Raw genomic sequence first — 24911 nt, forward strand, 5'->3', positions numbered from 1 at the left:
GTCCCCGCCGCGGCCCGCGGCGGCAGCTTCGGCCTGGTCGGCCTCGAGGAGCGGTTGACGGCACTCGGCCGCGACCTGCACACGGGGCCGCGCGCCGGGCCAGGCTGGGAGGTACGGGCGGTCTTCCGGGCGCGCCTGCGCTGACCCCCGTACTTCACTCCTCGCCTGAGGCCCTGGCGTCACGGCCGACCCCCGCTGTTCAATGGTGCTGCACATGTCCGCCCGAGAGGGGAGCTGCCGTGTCCCCTGCCGCCGTGCCGCCCGTCGGCGCACGCATCCGGCAGGCACGCCTGGCCAAAGGGGTGAGCCTGCGCGCCCTCGCGCGGGAGATCGGCGTCTCCGCGAGCCTGGTCTCCCAGATCGAGACCGGCAAGAGCCAGCCGTCGGTGAGCACGCTGTACGCCATCACCACCGCGCTGTCGGTCTCCGTGGAGGCGCTCTTCGACGGCTACGAGGGGGAGGCCGCCGCCTCTCCGGTCGTGGCCGCTGCCGCCGCCCCCGCCACCGTCCTGCACGCCCTCGCGGCCTTCGCCGCCGACCCGGGCCGGCGCATCGGGCCCCTGGTCACACCGGGGGAGCGCGAGCTGCTGGAGCTTGACTCGGGGGTCGTGTGGGAGCGGCTCGGGCATGTTCCGGGCACGGACGTCGACTTCCTGCTGGTGACCTACCGGCCCGGCGGCTCCTCCTCCAGCTCCGGCGGCCTGATGCGGCACACCGGCACCGAGTACGGCTACCTGACCTCGGGTGAACTGGTCCTCACCCTCGGCTTCGACGAGTACACGCTGGGCCCCGGCGACGCCGTCTGCTTCGAGTCGACGACCCCGCACCGCTACCGGAATGATGGAACCGAACCGGCCGTCGGGGTCTGGTTCGTGTTCAGCCAGAGTGTTCAGTAACACTTGACACCTGCCCGGTGTGGTCGTTCACTCCGGAGTGGGGGTGGTCGCCATGGCGATCCGCACATATGGACCCAACGCCGTCGACTGGGAAGAGCGCATCGACCTGGACCGGCTGCGCAGACAGCGCCTGGCCAGGCTCAACGAGACCCTGAACCGCTCCTCGCTCGGCGCGGTGCTCAGCTTCGACTTCGCCAACATCCGCTACATGACCGCCACGCACATCGGCACCTGGGCGATGGACAAGCTGATCCGCTTCGCCCTGCTGGTGCGCGGCGGCGAACCGGTGGTCTGGGACTTCGGCTCCGCCGCCCGCCACCACCAGCTCTACAACCCGTGGCTGGACTACAGCGACGGCAAGGAGGGCCCGCCCACCGGCGCCCGGGCCGGCATCTCCACCCTGCGTGGCGCCTTCCACCCCGAGGCGGGGATCGCCGAGGACGTCGCCGCCAAGATCGCCACCGAGCTGCGCGAACACGGCCTCGCGAACGAACCCCTTGGTATCGACGTCGCCGAAATGCCGATCCTCGCCGCCCTGCGCGCGGAGGGCATCGACGTCGTCGACGGCCAGCAGGTCTTCCTGGAGGCCCGCCGCACCAAGACCCGCGACGAGATCTCCCTGCTCACGCAGGCCTGCGCGATGGTCGACGCGGCCTACGAGGAGCTGTACGGCCACCTGCGCCCGGGCGTGCGCGAGAACGAGTGCGTCGGCCTGGTCAGCAAGGTCCTCTACGACCTCGGCAGCGAGTACGTCGAAGGCGTCAACGCCATCTCCGGCGAACGCTGTTCACCCCACCCGCATGTCTACAGCGACCGTTTGATCCGCCCCGGCGACCCCGCCTTCTTCGACATCCTGCACAGCCACCTCGGCTACCGCACCTGCTACTACCGCACCTTCGCGGTCGGCAGCGCCTCCCGCGCCCAACGCGACGCCTACGTCCGCTGCCGCGAGTACATGGACCAGGCCATCGCCCTCGTCCGTCCAGGCGCCACCACCGCCGACATCGTCCAGGTCTGGCCGCGCGCCGAGGAGTTCGGCTTCGCCGACGAGACCGCCGCCTTCGCCCTCCAGTACGGCCACGGCGTCGGCCTGTCGATCTGGGAGAAGCCCATCTTCAGCCGCCTGGTCTCCCTCGACCACCCCGAAGTCCTCGAAGAGGGCATGGTGTTCGCCTTGGAGACCTACTGGCCGGCCGCCGACGGCTGGTCCGCGGCCCGTATCGAGGAGGAGCTGGTCGTCACCGCCGACGGCTGCGAGGTCATCACCAAGTTCCCCGCCGAGGAACTGCTGGTCGCGGGCCGCAAGTACTGGACGGTCGGCGGCGAGCTCAACACCCGCCGCGAGGCCCAGTCCCACCTCAACACCCGCACCAACGGGGGCGTTTGATGGCCGACCGCGACGAACTCCTCACCCTGTACGAGCAGATGGCCGTCATCCGCCGTACGGAGAAGGCCGCCCACGACCTGTTCCTGTCCGGACTGGTCAAGGGAACCACTCACCTCGCCGCCGGGCACGAGGCGATCGCCGTCGGCGCGAGCGCCGCCCTGCGCCCCGACGACTACGTCTTCGCCACCTACCGCGGCCACCACCACGCGATGGCCCGCGGCGCCACCCCCGAGGAGTGCCTCGCCGAACTCATGCAGAGGGCAACGGGGCTGTGCGGGGCCAAGGGCGGCTCCATGCACCTCACCAAGGCGGACGCGTTCATGCTCGGCTCGTACGCCATCGTCGGCGCCCACCTGCCGATGGCGGTCGGCGCCGCATGGTCGGCCCGGCTGCGCGGGACGCAGCAGGTGGCCGTCGCCTTCTTCGGTGACGGCGCGACCAACATCGGCGCCTTCCACGAGGCGCTCAACCTGGCCGCCGTATGGAAGCTGCCCGCGCTGTTCGTCTGCGAGAACAACCTGTACATGGAGTACACGCCGATCGCCGACGTCACGGCCGTCGCCCGCCCTGCGGCCGACCGGGCGCCCGCGTACGGCATCCCCGGCGAAGTCGTCGACGGCAACGACGTCCTCGCCGTGAAGGCGGCGGTCGCCCGCCTCGCCGAGCGGGCCCGGGCAGGAGACGGGCCCGCTCTGCTGGAGGCCGAGACCTACCGCCACTTCGGCCACAGCCGCGCCGACCCGGCCACCTACCGCCCGGCCGAGGAGGTCGAACGCTGGCTCAAGCACGACCCGTTGGACCTCGCGCGTGGACGCCTCGTCGAGCTGGGGGCGGACGAGGCGACGGTCACCGCGGCCGACGAGCGCGCCCGTGACCTCGTACAGCAGGCGGTCGAGGCGGCGAAGAACGCGCCGCCGCCCGATCCGGGCGAGGCGCTGACCGACGTATGGGCGGACGGAGGTGCGGCATGGCGGACGTGAGCACGGACCGTGACGTCATCACCTACCGCGAGGCGGTCGCCGAGGGCATCGCGCGGGAGATGCGCCGCGACCCGGCCGTGGTCTGCCTCGGCGAGGACATCGGCGAGGCGGGCGGGGTGTTCAAGACGACCGTCGGGCTGCTCAAGGAGTTCGGGCCCCAGCGGGTGTGGGACACGCCCATCTCCGAACAGGCCATCGTGGGCGCGGCGATGGGCGCCGCGATGACCGGGATGCGGCCGATCGCCGAGATCATGTTCTCCGACTTCCTGGCCTGCTGCTGGGACTACCTCGCCAACGAGATACCAAAGGTGCGGTACATGACGGGCGGACAGGTCACCGTGCCGCTCGTGGTGCGCACCGCCAACGGCGGCGGCCTCGGCTTCGGGGCCCAGCACTCGCAGGCCACCGAGAACTGGGCGCTGACCGTCCCGGGGCTGAAGATCGCGGCCCCCGCCACGCCCGCCGACGTCATCGGCATGATGGCGGCGGCCATTCGGAGCGACGACCCGGTGGTCTTCTTCGAGCACAAGGGGCTGCTGGCGAGCAAGGGTGCGCCCGCGCCGCCGGATCACGTGGTCGAGCTGGGCCGCGCCGCCGTGGTGCGCGAGGGCGCCGACGTGACGCTGGTCGCGCTCGCCTCCATGGTCCCGGTGGCGCTGAAGGCCGCCTCGCAGCTGTCCGCGGAGGGCATCGACGCCGAGGTCGTCGACCTGCGCTGCCTCGTCCCGCTCGACGTCGCCACCGTTCTCGCCTCCCTCGCGAAGACCTCGCGGCTGGTGACCGTGGAGGAGAACCCCTACCAGGGCGGCTGGGGCGCCACCCTCGTCTCGGTCGTCGCCGACGAGGGCTTCACGCTGCTGGACGCGCCGGTGCGCCGGGTGGCGGGGGAGTGCGTGCCGCTGCCGTTCGCCGACGCGCTGGAGGAGCAAGTCATTCCCACCGTGGACAAGGTCGTGGCGGCGGTACGGAGTCTCGCCGCGTACTGAACACCCCTGAGGAGGAAGCGCGATGACCGATCGGATACTGCTTCGCGCGGGGCACGTGCTCTCGATGGATCCCTCCGTCGGGGATCTGCCGCGGGGTGACGTCCTCATCGAGGACGGCCGGATCGCGGCCGTACAGCCGGAGATCAGCGCCGACGCCGAGGTCCTCGACATGACCGGCCGCATCGTGATCCCCGGCTTCGTCGACACCCACCGCCACACCTGGGAGGCCTCGATCCGCGGCGTCGCCCCCGACGCCACCCTCGACGACTACTTCGTCGACATCCTCGACACCTTCGCCCCGCTGTACACGCCCGAGGACGTGTACGCGGCCAACCTCGCCGGCGCCCTGGAGTGCCTCAACGCCGGTATCACCACGCTCGTCGACTGGTCCCACATCAACAACACGCCCGAGCACCCGGACGCCGCGATCCAGGCGCTCACGGAGACCGGCATCCGCGCCCAGTACGCATACGGCAGCGCCAACACCTCCCTCGCGGACTACTGGTTCGAGAGCAAGATCGCGATCCCGGGCGACGACGTGCGCCGTGTCCGCGCCAAGTACTTCTCCTCCGACGACGGTCTGCTGACCATGGCGCTCGCCACCCGCGGCCCCGGCTTCTGCGTGAACGACGTCGTCACCTCCGAATGGGCCCTCGCCCGCGAACTCGACATCCCGATCACCGTGCATGTGGCGATGGGCCGCCTCGCCGGCCGCTTCGGCATGGTGAAACAGCTCAACGACCTCGGCCTGCTCGGCCCGGACACCACCTACATCCACTGCTGCTACCTGCACGAGGACGAGTGGCAGATGGTCGCCGACAGCGGCGGTACGGTCTCGATCGCGCCACAGGTGGAGACCCAGATGGGGCACGGCTGGCCGCCCGTGATGGCGGCGATCGAGCACGGACTGCGCCCCTCCCTCAGCATCGACGTCGTCACCACCGTGCCCGGCGACATGTTCACCCAGATCCGCGCGGCCTTCGGCGCCGAGCGCGCCCGGCTCAACGCCGACTGCTGGCAGGCCAACATGCCCGTGCCGGAGAGCATGCTGACGGCACGTCAGATGCTGGAGATCGCGACGAGCAACGGCGCGCATGTCGCGGGACTGGAGCACCGCACCGGTTCCCTGACCCCCGGCAAGCGCGCCGACGTCGTCGCCCTCGACGCCACCGCGCTGAACATCGCGCCGGTGCACGACGCGGCCTCCGCGGTCACGCTGTGCGCGGACGTCTCCAACGTCGAGACGGTCATCGTCGACGGAGTGATCCGCAAGCGCGACGGCAGGCTGACGGCCGACGTCGCACGCGCCCGGCAACTGGTCGAGGAGTCCCGCGACCGGCTGCTGGCGGCGAAGGAAGCGAAGGCGAAGGAGGCGAAGCCGACCGCATGACGGAGCATCTGGTGCGGCGGGCCGCCGACGCGGCCGAGCCGCCGTACGACGCACAGGGTTACCGGCGCCGCACGCTGGTCGGCGAGGACGACGGCAGCGTGCACACCGGCTTCGGCCTGTGCGAACTGCGCCCGGACGGAGCGCTGCCGGCGCATGTGCACTCGTACGAGGAGAGCTTCCACATCCTCGACGGGACCGTGATCCTCGACATGCCCGAGGGCTCGTACCTCCTGGAGGAGGGCGACTACGGCATCCTCGCGACCGGCGTCCCGCACGCCTGGCGCGGCACCGGGGACACGCCCGCACGCTGGGCGGACATGCTGGCGCCGGTCCCGCGGGCACGCTACGGGTACGACACGCAGGCGGTGCGCGACCTGCCCGCGCGCAGCCCCGCCCGTATCGACGTCCGTGACCCGCGCACCCGCAGCTTCGGCCACTTCGAGCCCGCCCAGATGGACCCGGGCAAACAGTCCCAGGACCTCCTCGCCGTCTCCGCCAGCATGCGCACCGCGCTGCTCGTCTACAGCGGCATCACCGTCAAGATGATGGTCGACAGCGACCTCGGCGCGGTCGCCTCGACGATGTTCATGGTCCAGTACGCGCCGGACGGTGTCGCGGGCACCCACGACCACCCCTTCGAGGAGACGTACTACTTCCTCGAAGGCGAGGCGGACGCGGTGTTCGACGGCGAGCGCTACCGGCTCCAACCCGGCGACTGCGCCTGGGCGGGCGCCGGCTGCGTGCACGGCTTCGCCAACGCCGGTACGGGACCCCTGCGTTGGCTGGAGACCCAGGCGCCGCAGCCGCCGCCGCGCCACTCGTACCGGTTCACACGGGACTGGGAGTACCTGAGGGAGGCCCTGGAGTCATGAGCAGCGTCGTTGTCGTCGGCGGTACGTCGGGCATCGGCCGCGAGTTCGCCCGGGTCCGGGCCGAGCGGGGCGACGAGGTGGTCCTCACCGGCCGCGACCGAGACCGCGCCGACGCCGTCGCCAAGGAGATCGGCGCGCGAGGCCTCGCCCTCGACCTGTCCCGGCCGCGCGAGATCGCCGCGGCGCTGGCGGACGTCGGACGCGTCGACCACCTGGTCCTCGCGGGCGTCTCCCGCGACGAGAACCGGGCGACGGACTACGACATCGCCGCCGCCCTGCGCCTGGTCACCCTCAAGCTGGTCGGCTACACCGAGGTCGTGCACGTGCTGCGGCCGCGCATGACCGACGACAGCGCGATCGTCATCTTCGGCGGCCAGGCCAAGGAGCGCCCCTATCCCGGCGCGACCACGGTGGCCACGGTCAACGCGGGCGTACGGGGCCTGGTGAACACGCTCGCGGTGGAACTCGCCCCGGTCCGCGTCAACGCCGTCCACCCCGGGGTCGTGGGCGACAGCCCCTACTGGCAGGCCAAGCCGGAAGAGGTCCTCGACGCCCTGCGCGCCAGGACCCCGACCGGCCGGCTCGCCACCGTGGCGGACGTGGTGGACTCGGTGGACTTCCTGCTGCGCAACAGGTCGGTCAACGCGGTGGAGTTGAGCGTGGACGGGGGGTGGCTGTTGGGGTGAACGACACCGGGAGGAGCGTTACGCGACCGCGCGTCGGCGGGGATCGGTAGCGGCCGGATGGCCGCGGGGGTCCGTCCGCGGGTGATTGAGAGCCTGTGGCTGAATCGCTGAGGCGGATCTCGGGCAAGTCCAGCCCGGCGGTGTCGGTCGGAGCCCGCTGGGCGGTGGCCGGTGGCGTCAGGCCTGCTCGGCCGCGGTCGGGCGGGCGGCGGGCGCCAGCAGCGCGACGGCGACGGCGGTGGCGACGATGAGGACCGCCACGACGATCCGGGCCCAGCCGGGCGCGTCCGCGGTGAAGAAGACCGGAAGGCCGAGCAGAGCCGAGACCACCCGTGAGCCGACGACGACCCGCAGGGCGCGGACGTCGCCCCGGCCGGCGGACCGGTAGCAGGACAGGGTGACGGCGCCCAGCACCGCGCCGGTGATGGTGATGCCGGGCGGCGGGCCGGGGTGCTGCCACAGCCCGACGAGGCCGGCCAGGTCGAGCACGGCGAGAACTGCGCAGAGGGTCATGCCGATGGTGCGACGCATCAGATGCTCCGTTTCTCGTGAGCGCGGACGTCTCAGCGGTTGGTGTGCGAGGACTTGAGCCGGTCGATGCCGTCGCCCCGCAGGGCGTCCAGGCAGGCGGTGCGTCCGGTGGAGAGCAGCAGCAGGGCCAGGGCGGGCCCGGCGATCTCCGGTCCCTCGCCCACCGCCCAGTCGGTGTCGGTCGCCCGCAGAGCGAGGCCGGCCAGGCGGCGCGCGGCGTGGAACGGCCAGCCCATCGCCCAGACCCGCCGCAGTGCTTGCCGGCTGTGTTCGGCCGGGACGGGAAGCTGACGAGCGAGCGGGAGGGCGATGTCCTGGCTGTGGACGATGGCGTCGAACAGCGCGTTGCGGGTGTCCAGCACCTTCGCCGTGCGGCGGGTGTCGGCGTGGCCGCGGATCGCGGCGACCAGGTCCGCGGGCTCACGGGAGCCGTGCCGGCGGGCCAGCACGGTATTGATCCGGTCGGGGCTGAACCGGGCGCGCGGGGCGACCGCGACCATGTCCCAGGTGGTGATGGTGGGGACGAGAGCGAGGTGTCCCGCGACGTCCCGCACACGCCAGCCCCGGCACAGGGACTCCTGTTCCCATTCGGCCGGGGTGAGTTCTTCCAGCAGGTCAGCGATCCGCAGACGGGTCGCGCGGACAGCAGACCAGTAAGCGTCCGAGTCGCCCATGACAGCCCCCAAAGGTCCGAACCTCGGACTATATTAGTACGAGGTTCGGACTTTCTGCAATGATGGCGGCATGACCGACGATGACGCTGACGAGCTCAACCTGGGACTCCTGATGTTCATCCCGTACCGCTTCATGGAGTCGGCCGTGATGGCCGCCCTGAAGTCCGCCGGGCACGACATCTCGCTCACCCAGGCACGGGTGTTCCAGCGGATCCGTCCGGAGGGCTCGCGGCTGGCCGAGCTGGCCGAGGCGTCACAACTCAGCAAGCAGACCATCGGATCGATCGTCGACCAGCTCGAACGAGCCGGCTACGTCCGACGCGTGCCCGACCCGCGCGACGCACGAGCCCGACTGGTCACCATCACCGCCCAGGGCCACGAACTCATCGAACTGAGCCTGCCCGTCGTCCGCGACATCCAGGCGGAATGGACGGCCCACCTGGGCCCCGTGCGCACCCGGCAACTGAGACAAGCCCTGGAAGCGCTGCGGGAGATCACCGATCCACACCGATGACACCCCTTGCCGTGCCTGCCTTTTCGATGCTCTTCGAAGTGATGGACGGTGCGTTTCCAGAAGTGCAGGGTGGTCGCGACCTGTTCGCCTTCACGGCGCATCGGCGCCGAGGTCCAGGTAGTCCAATTCCTCGGAAGAAAGACACCGTTCAGCCAGAAATGGCTGCATCGGTTGCGACTACAGAGGAGGCCGTATGAAATTGAGCAGAATCAGGCGACGGGCGGCTGTCATAGTCGTGACGATGATCGCCGCAATTGTTCCGCTGGCGGCGCAGGCACCAGCACAGGCAGCACCGAACGTTGCGACCGGAACGGCCGCATGGACACCGCAGATCTACCCGCTGTTCTCAGGCGAGTGGGTACAGCGGGATGTGTCGAGTGCCGATCGGAACGCGGCGCTGGCCACGTGCGCCTGGGCAAATGGAATCGCCTGCGTGGCGGTTGGCCAAGGCGACGGCAACCACAGCATCTTCCACCTGTTCAAGTGCGATACGCGGTCGCTCTCGAACTTCATCGACTCGCTCGCTGTTCTCAACCACCAGACGGGCGGCGCCCAGGTCCATTTCTGGGGGCCCAGGTACCAGGTCTACATCCCCGCGGACTACAAGATCTACTCGGTCCCGGACTACGCGACGTACGACTTCAATCGCCTCGATATCTGCTGAGGGCACGCCGACCCGGGCATGCTGATCATGGTGTCCGGGTCGGCACCTGACTGGTGCGTGTGGTGCAGACTCTGCATACTGCGTCTGCTTCTACCCAGGGGGATCATGCGCCACATCATCAGAGCATCCGCGCTCGCAGCAGCCTGCTCCTTGAGCCTGACTGCCTGTTCCGGCGGGGACGACAAGAGCGATCCGCAGCCGAGTCCGCGTACCGCGCTCAATTTCGGGCAGAGCGCCGACACAGCCGGAGTCGGTGGCAGGGGCACCGCGCAGATCACCCCGGATGCCGTCGTCTACGTCGACAAGGCCGGCGCCGAGAGCCCGGAGCATGGTCTCTTCGCCGTCGTCAGGTTCGAAGCCAGGAATCGGTCCAAGACCCCGGTGACGACCACCGCCGGCAAGGACGGCTTCCGGTGGAAGGCACCCGGCGGGAAGACCGTCGAGGCAGGCAACAGCAAAGCGGCGGGAAAGGTCGCTCCCGTCGGATTCAGTGAGGGTGCTCCAGACGTCTCCCCCAAGACCTACCAGGCCGACTCCGTCGTCTTCGATATCACCGCCGCCGAGAAGGGCGGCACCCTCGTCTACGTTGACGGCAACGGCGTCGCATTCCACTGGAAGATCCCTTCGACGGATTCAGGGTCCGTTGCTCCAGCGCTGAAGTCCGCTTTGAAGTGACCACGAGTCCGCCGCCCATGACATGAGCCCCGAGTCAGCGCTTGACGCCGACGCCCCCGTACAGCGACACGGGCCCCTCGCCGTCCGGTGGCTCGTCCACGCCGAGTTCGGGGTGCCAGTCCACCACGGACACGATCCCCGGCTCGACGAGGTCGAGGTTCTTGAAGAAGCCGCCCATTTCGGCCTGTGTGCGAGCCACCAGGGTCACTCCGCCCGCCGCGTAGGCCTCGATGCCCCGCCGTACGTTCTCCGGCTCGAAGTCCGCGGTCATGGCGGACAGGACCAGGCAGCTGCCGGGGGCTAGGGCGTCGACGAGGGTGCTCACCAGGTCGTAGGCGCCGTCCTCGTCGGCGATGAAGTGCAGCAGGGCGATCAGGGAGAGGGCGACCGGGCGGTCGAAGTCGAGGATGCGGGCCGCCTGTTCGAGGATGGCGGCGGGGTCGCGGGCGTCGGCCTGCAGGTATTCGGTGACGCCTTCCGGGGTGCCGCGCAGCAGGGCGCTCGCGTGGGCGAGGACGATCGGGTCGTTGTCGACGTAGACGACGCGCGCGTCCGGTGCGACGCGCTGGGCGATCTGGTGGAGGTTGGGCTCGGTGGGGATGCCCGTACCGATGTCGAGGAACTGGCGGATTCCCGACTGCTCGACGAGCCTGCGCGTGGCGCGCTGCATGAAGCGGCGGTTGGCTCGGGCGGCGCGCGGCGCGTCCCCCTGGATCGACGCGATCTGCCGGCCCAGCTGCTCGTCGACGGGGTAGTTGTCCTTGCCGCCGAGGAACCAGTCGTAGACGCGGGCCGGGTGCGGCCTGGTCGTGTCGATCCGCGGTGCGGCCGGCTCGGTCCCCGTCACGTGACGCTCCTCTGCTCGACAGGCCCGGAAGGCCGTGCGTGCGAGCAGTGTTACACGATCATGCTGCGCGACGGAGACTGTCTTCGGCCACCTCCTTGTCGAGCGCCGCCCGCACCAACGCGGCCGCGAGCACGGCGGGTTGGGTGTTCCCGGCGAGCTTCACCAGCCGGTTGGGGTCCTTCGGCAGCCCCAGCCGCTCCGCTCCGTCGAGCGCCTTGCGGTCCAGATACGGTGCCGCTTCCGGCCACACCCGCTGGGCCTCGCGCAGGAAGATGTCGGCGCCGGCCGGGCCCAGGCCCGGGATCTCCTGGAGCAGACGGCGCAGTTCGCCGACGTCGCCGTCCGCCTCCTGCCGCAGCCGGCGCAGATCCCCGCCCCAGCGCTCGGTCAACAACTGGGCGCCGTCGCCGAGCGGAGCGGAGCGAAGTCGGAGCCGGAGCGAATGGGGGCACCCCCGTGCCGAAGGCTACGGGGGAGGGTGGCGGTGCGTTCGTCGTAGCGTCGGTAGCCGCCGCGGCCCAGCGCGTCCACCCGCTGCTGCCAGTCGGCCCCGGCCATCCGGCGTGGGTCGCGCAGACCCGCCCGGTACAGCTCGCGGGCCGTGTCGACGGCGATGGACCCGCGGATGCGGGCACTGAGCAGCAGCGCAAGGACCAGCAGCCGGTACAGCGGCTGCGGGGTGTCCTTCAGCTTGATGCCCGCCTCCTCGGCGAACGTCTGCCCGTGCGCCCGCACCAGTTCGCGTACGACGTCCTTCTGGTCGCTCATGGCTTCAGCGGGTCATGGCCGATCGTCATCAGCCGGTGCCGGCGGTCGGTGTCCTCCGCCTCGGGCTCGCGCTCCAGGTCCGCCTGCGCGGTGACCGTGTCGACGACCTCGTACATCACACGGATGTCGTCGTCCGTGAGGTCCGTGCGCCGTTTCTGCAGGATCGCGAGGACGTGCTGCCCGGTGGGCGAGCCCGCCTGCTCGGGCAGGGGCTCCGTGTTCTCGTCGGCGTCGCTCACCCGCAGCCAGGCGGCGAGCTCCTGGGAGGTCATGTTCACCACGCGGTGGAAGTCGTCCCACAGCGCGTCGAATTCGAGGGCGTCGGTCATCGCGTGCCCCTTCCGTACGTGCATGGTCCGGCCGTCGACGAGTCAGTCCTCGCGCGGCCAGTTCTCCGCGTCGAACATCCACCGCTGCTTCTCGAGCTCCGCGGTGAGGGAGATCAGCAGGTCCTGGGTGACGGGATCCGGTTCGGCGGTCGCGGCGATGCGCTCGCGCAGCCGCCCGATCGCCGCCTCCAGCACGTCCGAGATCAGCTGGACGACCTCCGTGTCCCGCACCCAGCCGTCCTTCGGACCCGGCAGCGTATAGGCCGCCGCGATCGTCTCGGGCCGCCCGTCGGGCGGCAGGCCGAGCGCCGAGGAGCGCTCCGCGACCGTGTCTGCGTACGTGCGGGCGGTGGTCACCACCTCGTCGAGCTGAAGGTGGATCGAGCGGAACCGCGGGCCCACGATGTTCCAGTGCACCTGCTTTGCGATCAGTGAGAGCCCGAGAAGATCCACGAGAGTGCTCTGCAGCGCGTCACCGGCGACCTTGCGGGCCGGTTCCGGAAGTGTGCTCTTCACCGCAGTCATCAGGGCGCTTCTCCTTCCAGCCGTAGCGGTCACTTCACGCGAACTCGGGTGCCCATGGCGAAGTGCTGCAAACAAGGTGCGGGGGCCACCGGTGTCGTCTCAACTCGTGAGCACGCCGTCCAGGAACCGGGACAGATCAGCGAAGACCTCGGCCTTGTTGGTCTCGTTGAACACCTCGTGCCGGGCGCCGGGGTAGATCCGTTCGGTGAGGTTGCCGCCGCTGAGCTGCTCGACACCGACGCGGCTCCCGGCGAGCGGGACCAGCCGGTCGTCCTCGCCGTGCAGCCACAGCAGCGGCAGCCGGCCGACATCGCCGTTCTTGGTGACGGTCTCCAGCGTCCGCGCGAAAGCCTCCACGGTCGGCCGCTTCATCGGACCGTGCCAGACCAGCGGATCGGCCACGTACGCCGCTCCCACCGCCGCATCGCGGCAGAGCGAGGCAGGACTGATGGGCGTGTCGGGGATCTCGTCGAGCGCGAGCAGCTGCCCCGGCAGCTCCCACGCCCCGATCACCGGCCCGGACAACACTAGCGCGGCGAGCTCGTCGCCGTACCGCTGGGCGTAACGGGCCGAGATCAGCCCGCCCATGGAATGCCCGACCAGCACGACCGGCATTCCCGGGTACAAGGACCGCACCAGCTCCGCCACGACATGAACGTCCCCGACGACGTCCTCGAAGTCCTCGACCAGCACCCGCTCGCCGGCCGACCTGCCGTGCCCGACATGATCGGGCGCGAACACCGCGGCCCCGTGTTCGACCAGCACCCCGGCCAGTTCCTCGTACCGCCCGGCGTGCTCCCCGTAGCCGTGCACGACCAGTGCCAGATACCGGGGCCGCTCCCGAGGCCACTCGCGTACGGCGATCGAGCCGTGGCTCCCCGTGACGACGTGCTCGCGGGCGTCGGCCATGTCTCCTCCAGCTGCATCGGTGAAGGCGTTGGGTTCCGGCCCCAGGTGTCCTGGTGACCTTTCCGGGATCTTCCCAGGCGGCGCGGCAGCGGTCTACACTCCAAAACTAGCAGCGCTAATTAAGTGTGCCCTCGGTCAGGAGTCCTGTCGTGCGCCCCGTCCACTTCGCGGCCGCCCGCCGCACCGCCATCGGAAAGCTGCGCGGAGCCCTGTCCGCCGTGCGCCCCGACGACCTCGCGGCGCATGTGATCCGGTCCCTCGTCGCGGACGTCCCCGCCCTCGATCCGGCGCGCGTCGACGACGTCTACTGGGGCGCCGCCAACCAGGCGGGCGAGGACAACCGCAACGTCGCCCGCATGGCCGCGCTCCTCGCCGGCCTCCCCGAATCCGTCCCCGGCGCCACCGTCAACCGCCTGTGCGCCTCGGGCCTGGAGGCGGTGACGACGGCCGCCCGCACCATCGCCGCCGGAGAGGCCGACATCGTCCTCGCGGGCGGCTCCGAGTCGATGAGCCGCGCCCCCTTCGTCCTGCCCCGCCCCGACGAGGCCCTCCCGCACCGCATCGAGACGGTCGACACCCGCCTCGGCTGGCGCCTGGTCAACCCGGCGATGAAGGACCTCCACGGCCTGCTGTCCATGGGCGAGACCGCGGAGGAGGTCGCCGACCGCTACGGCATCACCCGCCAACGCCAGGACGAGTTCGCCCTGCGCAGCCACCAACGCGCCGCGGACGCCCGCAAGAACGGCTACTTCGACGACGAACTCCTGCCGGTGGAGCGTCCCGACGGGGTGCTCGTCGACGCCGACGAATGCATCCGCGAGGACACGTCGTACGAGAGACTCTCCCGCCTCAAGCCGGTCTTCCGCACCGGAGGCACGGTCACCGCGGGCAACGCCTCCCCGATGAACGACGGCGCCGCCGGCCTCCTCCTGGTCAGCGAGGAAGCTCTCAACGACCTGGGCCTGGAATCCCTGGGCCGCTATGTCGCCGGCGCCTCGGCCGGGGTCCACCCCGACGTGATGGGCATCGGCCCGGTCCCCGCCACCCGCAAGGCCCTCGCCCGCGCCGACTGGACCGTCGCCGACATCCAGGAGGCCGAATTCAACGAGGCGTTCGCCGCCCAGGCCCTCGCCTGCGTGGACCAGCTCGGCATCGACCCCGACCTGGTCAACCCGAGCGGCGGCGCGATCGCCCTGGGGCATCCGCTGGGCTGCTCGGGGGCACGGATTCTCACCACGCTGCTGCATCGGATGCGGCGGACGGGGGCGGAGCGGGGCTTGGCGACGATGTGTGTGGGGGTGGGGCAGGGGAGTGCGGTGCTGGTCGAGCGCCATTAGCCAATCCAGCCCGTCCGGCGTTTGAGGACGAGGCCCCTTGAGGGCCGAAGCGGGGGTCTGGGGGCGACGGCCCCCAGCAGACGGCCCCACCACCGCCGGGTGCCAACCAGCGAGACGGTACTTACACGCCCCCCTGCCTGCGCATACCATCGCTTCCCGCATGAACACGATGACGCTCTGGCACATAACCGGCTGGGAGTTCGCCGCCCTCGCCTGCGCAGCCCTCCTCGTCGGCTTCTCCAAGACCGCCGTGAGCGGGGCCAACACGGTGAGCCTCGCCATCTTCGCCGCGGTCCTGCCCGCCCGCGCCTCCACCGGCGTACTCCTGCCGATCCTGATCGTCGGCGACGTCCTGGCCGTCCTCACCTACCGCCGGCACGCCCACTGGCCCACGCTGTGGCGGCTGTTCCCGGCGGTCGCGGCGGGCGTGGTGGTCGGCACGGTGTTCCTGATGTGGGCCGACGACGGGATCGTACGGACGTCGATCGGCGCGATCCTGCTGCTGATGGCGGGCGTGACGGTGTGGCGGCGGCGCACGGCCGAGGCCGACGAGGAGCCGGACTCGGTGACCACGAGGTCCGGCCGGATCAAGGCCCGCTCGTACGGCGTCCTCGGCGGCTTCACCACGATGGTCGCCAACGCGGGCGGCCCGGTGATGTCGATGTACCTGCTGTCGGCGGGCTTCCGCAAGCTGGGCTTCCTGGGCACCTCGGCCTTCTTCTTCCTGATCGTGAACGTGTCGAAGGTGCCCTTCAGCGCAGGCCTCGGCCTGATCGACGGCCGCTCGCTGTCCCTCGACGCCGCACTCGCGGTCTTCGTCGTGCCCGGTGCGTTGTTCGGCAAATGGGCTGTGAACCGAATCAACCAGCGCCTCTTCGAACAACTCGTCATCGCCGCGACGATCGTGGGCGGCCTGCAGCTCCTGTTGCGCTAGCCGCGCTACTCCTCCGCCGAGCCCCGCAACAACTCCGGCAGATCCGCAAACGACTCGATGACGTGATCCGGCGTACCGCTCGCATCCCGATGTGTCTCGGGCAGATACTTCCCGGTCTTCACCAGCACCCCCGTGATCCCGGCCCGCTGAGCCGCCAGCACATCGGACTCGATGTCGTCCCCGACCATCAGGGCCTCACCCGCCCCCGCACCGAGCCGCGCCAGCGCCGCCTCGAAGAACGCCGCCGACGGCTTCCCGGTCACCTCGGCCTCGATCCGGGCCGCCTGCTCCAGCCCGGCGAGAAACGCCCCGGAGTCGAGCTGCAGCCCGGCGTCGGTACGCCAGTACAGATTCCGGTGTACGGCCACCAGCCGCGCCCCGCGCTGCAGATACCCGAAGGCCCGGTTGAGCGCGTCGTAGTCGAACTCCGGACCCGCACCCCCGACGATCACGACATCCGGCACGCTGTCACCGTCGGCATCCGCAGGGTCGAACAGTGCAACCCCGTCGAGATCCTCCCGGATGTCCCCGCTGTTCAGCAGCGCACACCGCGCCCCCGGCCAGTGCTCGGCGAGGTGCGCGGCGGTGGCGACGGGCGCGGTCAGGATGTCCTCCGCGTCGACCGCGAACCCCGCCTCCCGCAAGGTCCCGGCGATCGACGCCCGCGTCCGCGAGGTGGTGTTGGTGACCAGCGCGACCCCGAACCCGGCCTCCCGGATCTCCCGCAACGCCTCGACCGTCCCCGGCAACGGCTCCCACGAGACGGTCAGCACCCCGTCGATGTCGATGAGAACGGCACGCACGGATCCACGCATGGACCCGTTCACGGATTCCCGCACTGACTCCATGCCTGGACGATAACCGCGCATCGCCCGCCACCCCGGGAATGCGACAGCCGAAGCCGTTGTTGGACCGGCTGTGATTGGCATGCTCGGATCAAAGATCCGTGGCGTGGGCGAAGGGAGAACCTCATGGCACGCAGCACCGCGCGCCCCGTCGTCAAGCTGAAGTCGACGGCCGGAACCGGCGTCACCTACGTGACCCGCAAGAACCGCCTCAACGACCCCGACCGACTCGTCCTGCGCAAGTACGACCCGGTGGCCGGCGCGCACGTCGAGTTCCGCGAGGAGCGCTGAAGCAGCACGCCACAACCCGGCCGCGGCCCTGAGGAACCACCCTCCGGCCGCGGTCCCGGAAAGGAAAACCCCATGAAGCCCCGCATCCATCCCGACTCCCGGTACGTGGTCTTCCGCGACCGCACCGCGGACGTCACCTTCCTGACCCGCTCCACCGCCGACTCCTCGAAGACGATCGAGTGGGAGGACGGCAACACCTACCCCGTGATCGACGTCGAGATCTCCTCGGCGTCCCACCCCTTCTACACGGGCAGGTCGCGGGTCCTGGACACGGCCGGCCGCGTGGAGCGCTTCGAGCGCCGCTACGGCCGTTCCGCGGCGACCCGTCACTGACGCCCTGCCGCGCGCTACCCGAGGAGAGCAGAACCATGAAGGTCCGCAAGTCCCTGCGTTCCCTGAAGTCCAAGCCCGGCGCCCAGGTGGTGCGCCGAAGGGGCGTGGTCTACGTGATCAACAAGAAGGACCCCCGCTTCAAGGCCCGTCAGGGCTGAGCACATGAACAAGACGGCCGCCCGGTACCCCCACCGGGCGGCCGTCCCGCATCCCCCACGACCGCGTCCACCGCCGACCTCGTACGCTCGCAGCCATGTCCCCCCACGTCCTGATCCTCGGCGGCACCACCGAGGCCCGCGAACTCGCCGCCGCGCTCGCGGCACATCCCGGCGTACGCGTCACGACCTCGCTCGCGGGACGGGTGATCCGGCCGGGCGCGCTGGCCGGGGACGTACGCGTCGGAGGCTTCGGCGGGGCGCAGGGGCTGGCCGACTGGCTGCGCGAGCAGCGCGTGGACGCCCTCGTGGACGCCACGCACCCCTTCGCGGAGGCCATCACGGCGAACGCGGCGCGGGCCGCGTCGGCGACCGGCGTCCCGGCGGTCGTCCTGCGCCGACCGGGCTGGCAACCGGGCCCCGAGGACCGCTGGCACATGGTCCCGTCCCTCGCCGCGGCGGCGAACCTGCTGCCGCGCTTCGGCCCCCGCGTCTTCCTGACCACGGGACGCATGGGGCTCTCCGCCTTCGCCCATCTGACAGACCGTCACTTCGTCGTACGGTCCGTGGAACCCCCCGAGCCGCCGATGCCGCCGCACACGGAAGTGCTGCTGGCGCGCGGGCCGTTCACGGTGGACGACGAGACGGCGCTGCTGAGCGAGTACCTGGTCGACGTCGTGGTGACGAAGGACAGCGGGGGAGAGGCGACGGCCGCCAAGCTCACGGCCGCCCGCGGGCTCCGGCTGCCCGTGGTGGTCGTACAAAGGCCGCCGTTGCCGGAGGGCGTGACCGCCGTCCCCGATGTGCCGCAGGCCCTCGCCCGGCTGGGTCTCAGCCCGAGATGACCGATGCCCGCAGCCGGTCGATCGCGTGCAGCACCGCGGTGCGGTTCTTGGCGCTCTTGATCCAGGCGGGCAGCCTCGCGACCAACGTCATCTTCGGCCCGGTGTCGTACCAGGGCGCCCGCTCCCGCAGATCGGCGGCGACGAACCGCCTGATCAGGTCGAGGTGTTCGAGGTTGTACGCCCACAGCTCGCCGTGCCTGGTCTCCGCCCGCAGCCACAGGGCCGGGGCCGGTCGGCAGCATCTCTGCCCGGGCTCCCGTGGCCCACAGTGCGGTCCGGTGTCGACGCGGGACAGACCGCAGGAGCGGCAGACCAGACGCCGTTCCGGATACGTCCGGCCCGGGGCGCCGGCCGCCAGGCCCTCGCGCCGCTCGAAGTGGGCGACGCGGTCGCAGCGCGGGCAGCGCACCAGCGTGGACCCGGAGAACTCGTAGGCCGTGCGGCGGGTGTCGCGGAAGCGGACGGGTGCGGGAGACATGAGGCGAGTATGGCGATCACCCGCATCGCCGAGCACCCCGTTTTCAGGCGGCGGCAGCGGTTCCCGAGCTTGATCGTCACGAAGACGACGTTGCGGCGGCGCGGGTCGAGCACGGCCGCTGCGGTGCGGCGGCAGGCGGGGCGGCCCCCTCGGCCACCGTCACGAGGTCACGATCACACCGGTGGACCACCGGCGCATGCGGGGCGACCCGCTCGGGTGGCCTATGCCTACCGCTGCCCGGGATGTCTGCGCAGCAGATACGTGTCCATGATCCACCCCTTGCGCTCGCGGGCCTCGGCCCGCAGCCGCTCGATCCGCGGCGCGGCCTCACCGATCGGCCCGGAGGCGAGGATCTCGTCCGGGGTGCCGATGTACGCGCCCCAGTAGATGTCGATGTCCTCGTCGGCGTACTGCCGGAAGGTCTGGTGGGCGTCCAGCATCACGACCACGTCGTCCACGCCCTCCGGGAAGCCCTCGGCGAGCCGCCGCCCTGTGGTGATCTGGACGGGCCGGGCCACCCGGTTCAGCCCGGTGCGATGCCGGGCGACGAGCGCGGAGACACTGCTGATGCCCGGCACGACGTCGTAGTCGAACTCGACGCCACCCCGCTCCCGCACCTCCTCCAGAATCCCGATCGTGCTGTCGTACAACGCCGGATCCCCCCACACCAGGAACGCGCCGCTCTCGTCCTCGCGCAGCTCCTCGGCGATCAGCCGCTCGTAGATGTCGGCACGGGCACTGCGCCAGTCCCCGACCGCGGGCGAGTAGTCCGCACCGCCCGCCTTGCGGTCCCGCTCCGGGTCCCGCGCCTCGACCACCCGGTACGACGCCCCGTCCGGTATGTGCGCGTCGAGCATGTCCCGGCGGAGGCGGGTGAGGTCGTCCTTCACCTCACCCTTCTCGAGAATGAAGAACACGTCGGTGCTCCGCAGCGCCCTGACCGCCTGCAGGGTGAGCTGGTCGGGGTCGCCCGCGCCGATACCGATGACATGAATCTTTCGCACACCCCGAGTCTGCCGCACCCCACTGACAGTCCGTACACCGCATCCCTACCGAGCGGGTACGGACGGCCGCCGGCCCTACGAGGTCCGCCCACGCAACCGCGGCGCCCGCGCTCCCGCATCGACGGCCCCGCCGCCCCTCTCCACGTCGTCCGCCAGCTCACGCGCCCAGCCGGCCAGCCCCACCAGATCCATCCCGTACGGCCGCAGCCGCCCCGATCCCGCCGCCCACTGCTCCACGGCCCCGGCGCCCCGCCGCAGCAACCGGGCGCCGCCGGTGACATTCCCCCGGGCCGCATGCGTGAGCCCGACGGCAAGCTGCGCCAGCCCCCGCCACAGCTCCCGCTCCTCCTCCGGCCCCGACTTCCACGCATCCTCGAACACCTCATGAGCATGGAAGGGCTTACCGTCATTCAGGAGCTCCTGCGCCTCGGCGACGCTCTGCTCCGGGGTGCGCACCACGCCCTCGGGCTGCCGGGCCACCCCCTCCGCGCCGTACGGCAACGGCCGCCCGAGCCCGTCCCGCGGCCGGGCATTCCGAGCCCGCCCCTCGCCGTCCCGGTCCCGCGCCCCGGCCACCCGGCCCGACGGCGCGCTGCTCCTACGTCCCGTACTGCCCATACGCCCGATTGTCGCGCGCCCCCCGGGCCCGCTTCGGCACCACCCCGCACGTGCGGTAAAGTGCTGTCCGCGCGATCACGCGGTTCACCGCGGGAAGCGCACCGGGACGTGGCGCAGCTTGGTAGCGCACTTGACTGGGGGTCAAGGGGTCGCAGGTTCAAATCCTGTCGTCCCGACTGGAGTCTTCTCCGTAGTCGCAGATCAGGGCCTTGGATCACATCATGTGAGACGAGGCCCTTGATCGTTTCCGGGTTTTCGTCTCACCAAATTTTGTACGTCTCGCCGAAGACTGAAAACAGCCGGGTTCCCGATGGGGAGACCCGGCTTCGTGCTGTTCTGCATGGTCGATTGTGCTCACAAAGGGCTCGTAACGCGATCCTGATCGCGTTACGAGCCCTTACGCCCATCTGGAAGAAACGCGATCGAGGAGTTCACCTCCGACAGTGCCGAGTAGGCCTTCTTCCGGTTCAGATTCTTCATCGGCAGATCTTTTGACCTCGCCGTGCCTGCTTTCAACTTCGGCGGTCGGCTTGGGCCGAGCACTTGACCCTTCGGGGGCGGGTCTTTGCATAGCGACCGCGGATCCACCAGCCACTCCCATCGCGGCAAGCAGGACAGGGGTGGCGATCAAGATGGCGAAGACTCTACGTGCACGCATGGTTTCCCGCCTCGTCTAGGACAACGTCGCCACCAAGCTACCTCGCTAATCATTCCGAAAAACCGCTCAGCGAACTACTCACTCGCATGGCTGAGAGCGCGCTAGCCCTCTGCGAGATGGTCAAATTCAGCGACCTTGACTCCCTCGATCATGGCGGCTGTTTCCGAGCGCGCGTAGAGGAGGGCCGGACCGTCGGGGACGTTGCTGTGGCGGGATGGCGATGCCGTTGTCGTAATCGTAAAGGGGCGGACGGCAGTACCGAAGAGGGTGCCGATGTGCCCCTCGGTGGCTTCCGCTCGCTTCTGCAGCGCTGCTGCACGATCGCCGAAGCTGAGGATGTCGTGCCACTCGGTCTCACCGTTCTCAAGGTGGACGGCCAAGGGGAACTTGCCAACGAGCTTGCCTGCGGCGGTGGTTCGGAAGGTCGGGTTGCGAGCGCGGTAGTTGGCCGCTGTGTGTTTGCTTTGTGGCCCGATGCCGGTGGGTGCTCAGTGAAGGACGGTGAGCAGGCCCTCGACGCCGCGGCGGAACGCCGCGCCGACGCTGTCGACGCCGTCGAGGTGGGCGCCGCTCATGGCGCCGTCGCGCATCATGACGAAGTGCCGGGCGGCGTGTTCTGGTTTGCCGCGACGCGGTGAGTTCCCGAAGACCTGCGCGAAGAGTTGGGTGAGCGTGGTCGTGTACCAGGCTCGGTGATCGAGGATCACCTGGCGCACCCGGTCTTCGGGGTCGGGGTACTCGGCGGCGGCCTTGAGGAACGCGCAGCCGCGGAACTCCGGCGAGGCCAGGCTGTCGGCGACGGCGGTCCCGATCGCGCGCAGTGCGTCGGCCGGGGACGGTGCGGCCTCGATGGCGGCCTGCACGCCGGCCCGCGTATCCGCGTCGACGCCGCGCAGGTAGGCGACCACGAGGTCTTCTTTCGAGGGGAAGTGCCGATAGAACGTCGCCCGCGTGGCCGGGGCCTCGGCGAGGATCCGCTCGACCCCGACCGCCCTGATGCCTTCGCGGTAGAACAGCCCGCTGGCCGTGGACAGCAGCCGCTGTCGCGCCTCGGAGCGGACCGGCTCTCCCGATGAACTGCCGTTCGGGTTGTCGGGCGCGGGACGTGTCCGGGTGGCCATGACCCCACCGTAGCAGAAAGAACGATCGGTCTTGCAATCGCCGAGGAGTCGTGTCAGGCTCCACGCGGCAAGAGAGAACGGTCTTTCTGCCAGGGTACCGGCGGTCATGCCGTGGCCCGCTCCACGTCAGCAGACACCGGATCCAACGGCTTTCTTTGGAAAGGAACAGTCATGACCACGACTACTGCCCCCGCCCCTGCCACCGTCGCGTCAGCGCTTCGTCGGCTCTACCTCGTTCGTTTCGGGTTCGCTCTGATCTGGGCCGTCGTGCTCTTCTTGACCGCGTCGAGCATCGGGCCGGTGAGCGCGAGCCTGCTCGTGATCTACCCGCTATTCGACGTGGGCGCCGCCGTCGTCGATGCCCGCTCCTCCCGAGCGAGCCGGTCCGCTCTTGGTCTCTACGTCAACATCGCGATCAGTGCGTTCGCCGCCGTCGGACTGGTCTTCGCGGTCACCTCCGGCATTCCGGGGGTCCTGCGCGTGTGGGGGGTCTGGGCCGTCGTAGCGGGCCTCGTCCAGCTCATCGTCGCTCTGCGGCGACGCGACCTCGGCGGCCAGTGGGCGATGATCGCCAGCGGCAGCATCTCCGCGCTCGCCGGGATCTCGTTCCTCCGGCAGGCCGCTGCCCCTCACTCCTCGCTGAGCAATCTGGCCGGCTACGCCCTGCTTGGCGGTATCTTCTTCCTCGTCTCTGCGCTGCGCCTCGGCCACAACGCTAGCCGGAACACCGGTGGGAGCAACTGACATGACCGACCACACCACCAGTGTCGACAGCGTGTTGGCCGTCATCGTCATTGGTCGGGAAGAACGTCGCCGACCGAGTGGCCCGCCGGCTGCCCGGCGCGCGCGAAGCGGTGACCGACGCCGTGGACTCGACCGCGGTGCTGCGCCACCGGGACGGCTTCGCCTCCCGCTGAACAGACGTCGGACCGGTGTCACAGCTCAGACCGGGATCACGCAACGGCTGATCACATCGACGGCCGGATGAGCACCAAACTGACCAACCACCTCGAAGATCATTTCGTCGGGGGTTCTTACAACACAAGTTCCTCTGCCAGGGTGCGTCCATCGGAGCTCGTTCGGTGCCACGGCCTCTTGTCGGGCAGTTCGCTCCACATCGCTGGAACGATTTCCATGGACCACACTTCTGGGAGATGTTTCTTTTCAAGGGTGAGCGTCCCGTATGGGCTTGTCTTCACCGTGTAGCCGTTCCCGAGCATGAGCTGCCGTTTCCGGCTGCGTTCGCTCGTTGGGGTTCGTCGCGGCAGTGGCAGTCTGCGCAGAGCTGCATCGGGGCGGTGTATTTGCTGATCGCGTACGCGGGTACCTCCAGGGGCTGAGGTGAGCGCACATTCCACGACGGGAGGCAGGGTTGACTGACAACCGAGACGGCGGCCGCACTCTGGGGCGGGGACACGTTCACGGGCATGTGCAAGCAGGCTTCGAGGCGGTGCGCGAGGTCTTCGCGCAGGTGGCGGCCCGGCAACCGCACCCGACGGGCCAACAGCTCGCGGTGCATCACCGGGGTGAGCGCGTGGTGGACCTCTGGGCCGGTCCTGTCGAGGATGGCGACTCGCTGACTGGTGTGTTCTCGGTGAGCAAGGGCGCGGCCCATCTGGTGGTGGCCCTGCTCGTCCAAGACGGCGTACTGGACCTGGACCGAACGGTGGCGTCGTACTGGCCGGAGTTCGCCGAGGCGGGCAAGGGAGAGATAACCCTGCGGCAACTGCTCGCCCACCAGGCGGGCGTGGTAGGTGTGGACGACGTCTTCACGATCGAGGAACTGGCCGACGACACCCTCATGGCCCAGCGCCTCGCCGCCCAGGCCCCCTACTGGAAGCCCGGCACGGCGTTCGGCTACCACGGCCTCGTCATGGCCGCCCTCACGGGTGAGGTCGTGCGTCGCGCCACCGGCCGTACCCTCCAGGACTGGTGGGAACACCGGGTGCGCCGTCCGCACGCCGTCGACTTCTACCTGGGCCTACCGGAGGAACTGGAACCCAGGTATGTCCCGGTGGACCCGGGGATCCCGACTCCTGGTGCGGTTGTGGAGGAGCCGCCGGAACTGGTGAAGATCGCCTTCAGTTACAAGTACATGCCGGACCTGTCCGTCTTCCCCAATTTCCGCCGTACCAGGGCCCTCGGCCAGGGCTCGGCCGGCGGGGTCGCCTCCGCCCGAGGCGTGGCCGGGGCGTATGCGGCGGTGATCGGAGTCCTGGACGACAGGCCGGCTCTGCTGGATGCCGAGACGGTCGAGACGTTCACCCGAATTCACTCCGAGGGCATCGACGCGGTGGGCGGAGTCCAAAGCCGCTTCGCCCTCGGCTTCACGGTCTTCGACGACCTCTACCCCTGCCTCGGCCCCGACGCTTTCGGCCATGGAGGGGCAGCCGGAGCCGTTGCTTTCGCCAGCCCCCGGCTCGACCTCTCTTATGCCTACATCCGTACCCGCTTCGCCATCGGCGAGAGCGCGGACCAGGAGAACAGGATGCTGATCGAGGAGGTGGTGCGGTCGGTCACCGGCAGGAGCCAGGATCCGGACCAGGGACCGCAACCGCATGGGGGCTGAGGGTTGGCAAGCCGTGTCGTGGGAGCCGACGTCATGCGAGCCCTCGGATTGACCAACAGTGTTCGGGAGCGCGGCCCTGCCAGCCGGCAT

31 protein-coding genes, 1 tRNA gene and 1 pseudogene are annotated in these 24911 nt (G+C 70.1%); 20 read left to right on the forward strand and 13 right to left on the reverse strand.

The window, feature by feature from the left end; all coding sequences use genetic code 11:
- Window positions 1-239: 239 nt before the first annotated feature.
- The 7 genes from ABT254_RS15105 to ABT254_RS15135 are packed head-to-tail and all read left to right on the forward strand — an operon-like array spanning window position 240 to window position 7197.
- Entirely contained in the window at window positions 240-896 is a 657-nt protein-coding gene (locus tag ABT254_RS15105) for a helix-turn-helix domain-containing protein (RefSeq protein ID WP_351468911.1), read from the forward strand.
- Between the two features lie 52 nt (window positions 897-948).
- A complete protein-coding gene (locus ABT254_RS15110) occupies window positions 949-2283 on the forward strand; it encodes a M24 family metallopeptidase (RefSeq protein ID WP_351468914.1) in 1335 nt (444 codons plus the stop codon).
- Window positions 2283-3263: a thiamine pyrophosphate-dependent dehydrogenase E1 component subunit alpha gene (locus tag ABT254_RS15115; RefSeq protein WP_351468917.1), complete on the forward strand. Its 981-nt coding sequence runs from the start codon at window positions 2283-2285 to the stop codon at window positions 3261-3263. Before ABT254_RS15110 ends, ABT254_RS15115 begins: the two co-directional genes overlap by 1 nt.
- A complete protein-coding gene (locus ABT254_RS15120) occupies window positions 3251-4249 on the forward strand; it encodes an alpha-ketoacid dehydrogenase subunit beta (protein WP_351468920.1) in 999 nt (332 codons plus the stop codon). The genes ABT254_RS15115 and ABT254_RS15120 overlap by 13 nt, the downstream gene beginning before the upstream one ends.
- A 22-nt stretch (window positions 4250-4271) precedes the next feature.
- Window positions 4272-5639 carry an amidohydrolase family protein gene (locus tag ABT254_RS15125; protein WP_351468923.1) on the forward strand — a complete coding sequence of 456 codons (1368 nt, stop codon included), beginning with the start codon at window positions 4272-4274 and terminating at the stop codon, window positions 5637-5639.
- A complete protein-coding gene (locus ABT254_RS15130; RefSeq protein ID WP_351468926.1) occupies window positions 5636-6511 on the forward strand; it encodes a cupin domain-containing protein in 876 nt (291 codons plus the stop codon). Before ABT254_RS15125 ends, ABT254_RS15130 begins: the two co-directional genes overlap by 4 nt.
- Complete coding sequence (locus ABT254_RS15135) at window positions 6508-7197, forward strand: SDR family NAD(P)-dependent oxidoreductase (RefSeq protein ID WP_351468928.1); 690 nt, start codon at window positions 6508-6510, stop codon at window positions 7195-7197. The genes ABT254_RS15130 and ABT254_RS15135 overlap by 4 nt, the downstream gene beginning before the upstream one ends.
- 177 nt (window positions 7198-7374) lie before the next feature.
- On the opposite strand, the gene ABT254_RS15140 is transcribed toward ABT254_RS15135, so the two are convergent.
- On the reverse strand, window positions 7375-7728 hold the full coding sequence (locus tag ABT254_RS15140) for a hypothetical protein (protein ID WP_351468930.1): 354 nt from the start codon (window positions 7726-7728) through the stop codon (window positions 7375-7377).
- Window positions 7729-7760: 32 nt separating this feature from the next.
- Window positions 7761-8402, reverse strand: coding sequence for a maleylpyruvate isomerase family mycothiol-dependent enzyme (locus ABT254_RS15145; protein WP_351468933.1), 642 nt, complete (start codon window positions 8400-8402; stop codon window positions 7761-7763).
- A gap of 70 nt (window positions 8403-8472) precedes the next feature.
- Between ABT254_RS15145 and ABT254_RS15150 the strand changes: the two genes are divergently transcribed.
- The 3 genes from ABT254_RS15150 (at window position 8473) to ABT254_RS15160 (ending at window position 10255) form a co-directional block, all read left to right on the forward strand.
- Window positions 8473-8916 carry a MarR family winged helix-turn-helix transcriptional regulator gene (locus ABT254_RS15150; RefSeq protein ID WP_351468936.1) on the forward strand — a complete coding sequence of 148 codons (444 nt, stop codon included), beginning with the start codon at window positions 8473-8475 and terminating at the stop codon, window positions 8914-8916.
- Between the two features lie 241 nt (window positions 8917-9157).
- Window positions 9158-9580 (forward strand): hypothetical protein, encoded by a 423-nt coding sequence (locus ABT254_RS15155; protein WP_351468939.1) that lies wholly within the window; start codon window positions 9158-9160, stop codon window positions 9578-9580.
- Window positions 9581-9598: 18 nt separating this feature from the next.
- A complete protein-coding gene (locus ABT254_RS15160; protein WP_351468942.1) occupies window positions 9599-10255 on the forward strand; it encodes a hypothetical protein in 657 nt (218 codons plus the stop codon).
- Between the two features lie 34 nt (window positions 10256-10289).
- On the opposite strand, the gene ABT254_RS15165 is transcribed toward ABT254_RS15160, so the two are convergent.
- The 5 genes and pseudogenes from ABT254_RS15165 to ABT254_RS15185 form a co-directional block, all read right to left on the reverse strand.
- Window positions 10290-11102: an SAM-dependent methyltransferase gene (locus tag ABT254_RS15165; RefSeq protein WP_351468944.1), complete on the reverse strand. Its 813-nt coding sequence runs from the start codon at window positions 11100-11102 to the stop codon at window positions 10290-10292.
- 58 nt (window positions 11103-11160) lie between these two features.
- Window positions 11161-11870 (reverse strand): annotated as a pseudogene (locus ABT254_RS15170) (endonuclease).
- Window positions 11867-12199, reverse strand: a complete 333-nt coding sequence (locus ABT254_RS15175; protein ID WP_351468946.1) for a DUF3140 domain-containing protein — start codon at window positions 12197-12199, stop codon at window positions 11867-11869. Before ABT254_RS15175 ends, ABT254_RS15170 begins: the two are co-directional and overlap by 4 nt.
- Window positions 12200-12241: 42 nt before the next feature.
- Window positions 12242-12724, reverse strand: coding sequence for a Dps family protein (locus tag ABT254_RS15180; RefSeq protein WP_351468949.1), 483 nt, complete (start codon window positions 12722-12724; stop codon window positions 12242-12244).
- Window positions 12725-12823: 99 nt separating this feature from the next.
- Window positions 12824-13633, reverse strand: a complete 810-nt coding sequence (locus ABT254_RS15185) for an alpha/beta hydrolase (RefSeq protein ID WP_351468951.1) — start codon at window positions 13631-13633, stop codon at window positions 12824-12826.
- A 149-nt stretch (window positions 13634-13782) separates the two neighbouring features.
- Here ABT254_RS15185 and ABT254_RS15190 point away from each other — a divergent pair, with 149 nt between their 5' ends.
- Entirely contained in the window at window positions 13783-14970 is a 1188-nt protein-coding gene (locus tag ABT254_RS15190; RefSeq protein WP_351468954.1) for a thiolase family protein, read from the forward strand.
- A 160-nt stretch (window positions 14971-15130) separates the two neighbouring features.
- On the forward strand, window positions 15131-15904 hold the full coding sequence (locus ABT254_RS15195) for a sulfite exporter TauE/SafE family protein (RefSeq protein ID WP_351468957.1): 774 nt from the start codon (window positions 15131-15133) through the stop codon (window positions 15902-15904).
- Window positions 15905-15909: 5 nt separating this feature from the next.
- Here ABT254_RS15195 and ABT254_RS15200 read toward each other — a convergent pair whose 3' ends face one another.
- Window positions 15910-16719 carry an HAD-IIA family hydrolase gene (locus ABT254_RS15200; protein ID WP_351469154.1) on the reverse strand — a complete coding sequence of 270 codons (810 nt, stop codon included), beginning with the start codon at window positions 16717-16719 and terminating at the stop codon, window positions 15910-15912.
- A gap of 156 nt (window positions 16720-16875) precedes the next feature.
- Here ABT254_RS15200 and rpmG point away from each other — a divergent pair, with 156 nt between their 5' ends.
- From rpmG to ABT254_RS15220, 4 genes are all read left to right on the forward strand, one after another.
- A complete protein-coding gene (gene rpmG, locus ABT254_RS15205) occupies window positions 16876-17040 on the forward strand; it encodes a 50S ribosomal protein L33 (protein ID WP_266963303.1) in 165 nt (54 codons plus the stop codon).
- A gap of 72 nt (window positions 17041-17112) precedes the next feature.
- The gene (locus ABT254_RS15210; RefSeq protein WP_351468961.1) at window positions 17113-17373 is read left to right on the forward strand and encodes a type B 50S ribosomal protein L31; all 261 of its coding nucleotides are present in this window, start codon (window positions 17113-17115) and stop codon (window positions 17371-17373) included.
- A gap of 35 nt (window positions 17374-17408) precedes the next feature.
- Entirely contained in the window at window positions 17409-17531 is a 123-nt protein-coding gene (ykgO, locus tag ABT254_RS15215; protein ID WP_030935932.1) for a type B 50S ribosomal protein L36, read from the forward strand.
- Window positions 17532-17626: 95 nt separating this feature from the next.
- On the forward strand, window positions 17627-18373 hold the full coding sequence (locus ABT254_RS15220; RefSeq protein WP_351468965.1) for a cobalt-precorrin-6A reductase: 747 nt from the start codon (window positions 17627-17629) through the stop codon (window positions 18371-18373).
- Here the strand turns inward: ABT254_RS15220 and ABT254_RS15225 are convergent.
- From ABT254_RS15225 to ABT254_RS15235, 3 genes are all read right to left on the reverse strand, one after another.
- Window positions 18360-18851 (reverse strand): hypothetical protein, encoded by a 492-nt coding sequence (locus ABT254_RS15225; RefSeq protein ID WP_351468968.1) that lies wholly within the window; start codon window positions 18849-18851, stop codon window positions 18360-18362. The genes ABT254_RS15220 and ABT254_RS15225 overlap by 14 nt on opposite strands.
- A gap of 227 nt (window positions 18852-19078) precedes the next feature.
- Window positions 19079-19855 carry a precorrin-6A synthase (deacetylating) gene (gene cobF, locus ABT254_RS15230; RefSeq protein WP_351468971.1) on the reverse strand — a complete coding sequence of 259 codons (777 nt, stop codon included), beginning with the start codon at window positions 19853-19855 and terminating at the stop codon, window positions 19079-19081.
- Between the two features lie 75 nt (window positions 19856-19930).
- Window positions 19931-20473, reverse strand: coding sequence for a DUF309 domain-containing protein (locus ABT254_RS15235; protein WP_351468973.1), 543 nt, complete (start codon window positions 20471-20473; stop codon window positions 19931-19933).
- Between the two features lie 102 nt (window positions 20474-20575).
- Here ABT254_RS15235 and ABT254_RS15240 point away from each other — a divergent pair.
- A tRNA-Pro gene (locus ABT254_RS15240) sits at window positions 20576-20649 on the forward strand.
- 583 nt (window positions 20650-21232) lie between these two features.
- Here ABT254_RS15240 and ABT254_RS15245 read toward each other — a convergent pair.
- Window positions 21233-21511, reverse strand: coding sequence for a DUF397 domain-containing protein (locus ABT254_RS15245; protein WP_351468975.1), 279 nt, complete (start codon window positions 21509-21511; stop codon window positions 21233-21235).
- A 108-nt stretch (window positions 21512-21619) separates the two neighbouring features.
- Window positions 21620-22252 (reverse strand): TetR/AcrR family transcriptional regulator, encoded by a 633-nt coding sequence (locus ABT254_RS15250; protein WP_351468978.1) that lies wholly within the window; start codon window positions 22250-22252, stop codon window positions 21620-21622.
- Window positions 22253-22423: 171 nt separating this feature from the next.
- Between ABT254_RS15250 and ABT254_RS15255 the strand changes: the two genes are divergently transcribed.
- From ABT254_RS15255 to ABT254_RS15265, 3 genes are all read left to right on the forward strand, one after another.
- Window positions 22424-22996, forward strand: coding sequence for a hypothetical protein (locus ABT254_RS15255; RefSeq protein ID WP_351468981.1), 573 nt, complete (start codon window positions 22424-22426; stop codon window positions 22994-22996).
- Window positions 22997-23046: 50 nt separating this feature from the next.
- Window positions 23047-23169 carry a hypothetical protein gene (locus ABT254_RS15260; RefSeq protein ID WP_351468984.1) on the forward strand — a complete coding sequence of 41 codons (123 nt, stop codon included), beginning with the start codon at window positions 23047-23049 and terminating at the stop codon, window positions 23167-23169.
- A 455-nt stretch (window positions 23170-23624) separates the two neighbouring features.
- Complete coding sequence (locus ABT254_RS15265; RefSeq protein WP_351468987.1) at window positions 23625-24821, forward strand: serine hydrolase domain-containing protein; 1197 nt, start codon at window positions 23625-23627, stop codon at window positions 24819-24821.
- Window positions 24822-24911 lie beyond the last annotated feature (90 nt).

Source organism: Streptomyces sp. NPDC001137 (assembly GCF_040298885.1).
Classification (GTDB): Bacteria; Actinomycetota; Actinomycetes; order Streptomycetales; family Streptomycetaceae; genus Streptomyces.

What these genes read in the sequence shown, in the direction of transcription:
- ABT254_RS15110 (WP_351468914.1), top strand. Translation starts at nt 949, where the DNA reads ATGGCGATCCGCACATATGGACCCAACGCCGTCGACTGGGAAGAGCGC.
- ABT254_RS15115 (WP_351468917.1), top strand. Translation starts at nt 2,283, where the DNA reads ATGGCCGACCGCGACGAACTCCTCACCCTGTACGAGCAGATGGCCGTC.
- ABT254_RS15120 (WP_351468920.1), top strand. Translation starts at nt 3,251, where the DNA reads ATGGCGGACGTGAGCACGGACCGTGACGTCATCACCTACCGCGAGGCG.
- ABT254_RS15125 (WP_351468923.1), top strand. Translation starts at nt 4,272, where the DNA reads ATGACCGATCGGATACTGCTTCGCGCGGGGCACGTGCTCTCGATGGAT.
- ABT254_RS15130 (WP_351468926.1), top strand. Translation starts at nt 5,636, where the DNA reads ATGACGGAGCATCTGGTGCGGCGGGCCGCCGACGCGGCCGAGCCGCCG.
- ABT254_RS15135 (WP_351468928.1), top strand. Translation starts at nt 6,508, where the DNA reads ATGAGCAGCGTCGTTGTCGTCGGCGGTACGTCGGGCATCGGCCGCGAG.
- ABT254_RS15140 (WP_351468930.1), bottom strand. Translation starts at nt 7,728, where the DNA reads ATGCGTCGCACCATCGGCATGACCCTCTGCGCAGTTCTCGCCGTGCTC.
- ABT254_RS15145 (WP_351468933.1), bottom strand. Translation starts at nt 8,402, where the DNA reads ATGGGCGACTCGGACGCTTACTGGTCTGCTGTCCGCGCGACCCGTCTG.
- ABT254_RS15150 (WP_351468936.1), top strand. Translation starts at nt 8,473, where the DNA reads ATGACCGACGATGACGCTGACGAGCTCAACCTGGGACTCCTGATGTTC.
- ABT254_RS15155 (WP_351468939.1), top strand. Translation starts at nt 9,158, where the DNA reads ATGATCGCCGCAATTGTTCCGCTGGCGGCGCAGGCACCAGCACAGGCA.
- ABT254_RS15160 (WP_351468942.1), top strand. Translation starts at nt 9,599, where the DNA reads ATGCTGATCATGGTGTCCGGGTCGGCACCTGACTGGTGCGTGTGGTGC.
- ABT254_RS15175 (WP_351468946.1), bottom strand. Translation starts at nt 12,199, where the DNA reads ATGACCGACGCCCTCGAATTCGACGCGCTGTGGGACGACTTCCACCGC.
- ABT254_RS15180 (WP_351468949.1), bottom strand. Translation starts at nt 12,724, where the DNA reads ATGACTGCGGTGAAGAGCACACTTCCGGAACCGGCCCGCAAGGTCGCC.
- ABT254_RS15185 (WP_351468951.1), bottom strand. Translation starts at nt 13,633, where the DNA reads ATGGCCGACGCCCGCGAGCACGTCGTCACGGGGAGCCACGGCTCGATC.
- ABT254_RS15195 (WP_351468957.1), top strand. Translation starts at nt 15,131, where the DNA reads ATGAACACGATGACGCTCTGGCACATAACCGGCTGGGAGTTCGCCGCC.
- ABT254_RS15200 (WP_351469154.1), bottom strand. Translation starts at nt 16,719, where the DNA reads ATGCGTGGATCCGTGCGTGCCGTTCTCATCGACATCGACGGGGTGCTG.
- rpmG (WP_266963303.1), top strand. Translation starts at nt 16,876, where the DNA reads ATGGCACGCAGCACCGCGCGCCCCGTCGTCAAGCTGAAGTCGACGGCC.
- ABT254_RS15210 (WP_351468961.1), top strand. Translation starts at nt 17,113, where the DNA reads ATGAAGCCCCGCATCCATCCCGACTCCCGGTACGTGGTCTTCCGCGAC.
- ykgO (WP_030935932.1), top strand. Translation starts at nt 17,409, where the DNA reads ATGAAGGTCCGCAAGTCCCTGCGTTCCCTGAAGTCCAAGCCCGGCGCC.
- ABT254_RS15220 (WP_351468965.1), top strand. Translation starts at nt 17,627, where the DNA reads ATGTCCCCCCACGTCCTGATCCTCGGCGGCACCACCGAGGCCCGCGAA.
- ABT254_RS15225 (WP_351468968.1), bottom strand. Translation starts at nt 18,851, where the DNA reads ATGTCTCCCGCACCCGTCCGCTTCCGCGACACCCGCCGCACGGCCTAC.
- ABT254_RS15235 (WP_351468973.1), bottom strand. Translation starts at nt 20,473, where the DNA reads ATGGGCAGTACGGGACGTAGGAGCAGCGCGCCGTCGGGCCGGGTGGCC.
- ABT254_RS15250 (WP_351468978.1), bottom strand. Translation starts at nt 22,252, where the DNA reads ATGGCCACCCGGACACGTCCCGCGCCCGACAACCCGAACGGCAGTTCA.
- ABT254_RS15255 (WP_351468981.1), top strand. Translation starts at nt 22,424, where the DNA reads ATGACCACGACTACTGCCCCCGCCCCTGCCACCGTCGCGTCAGCGCTT.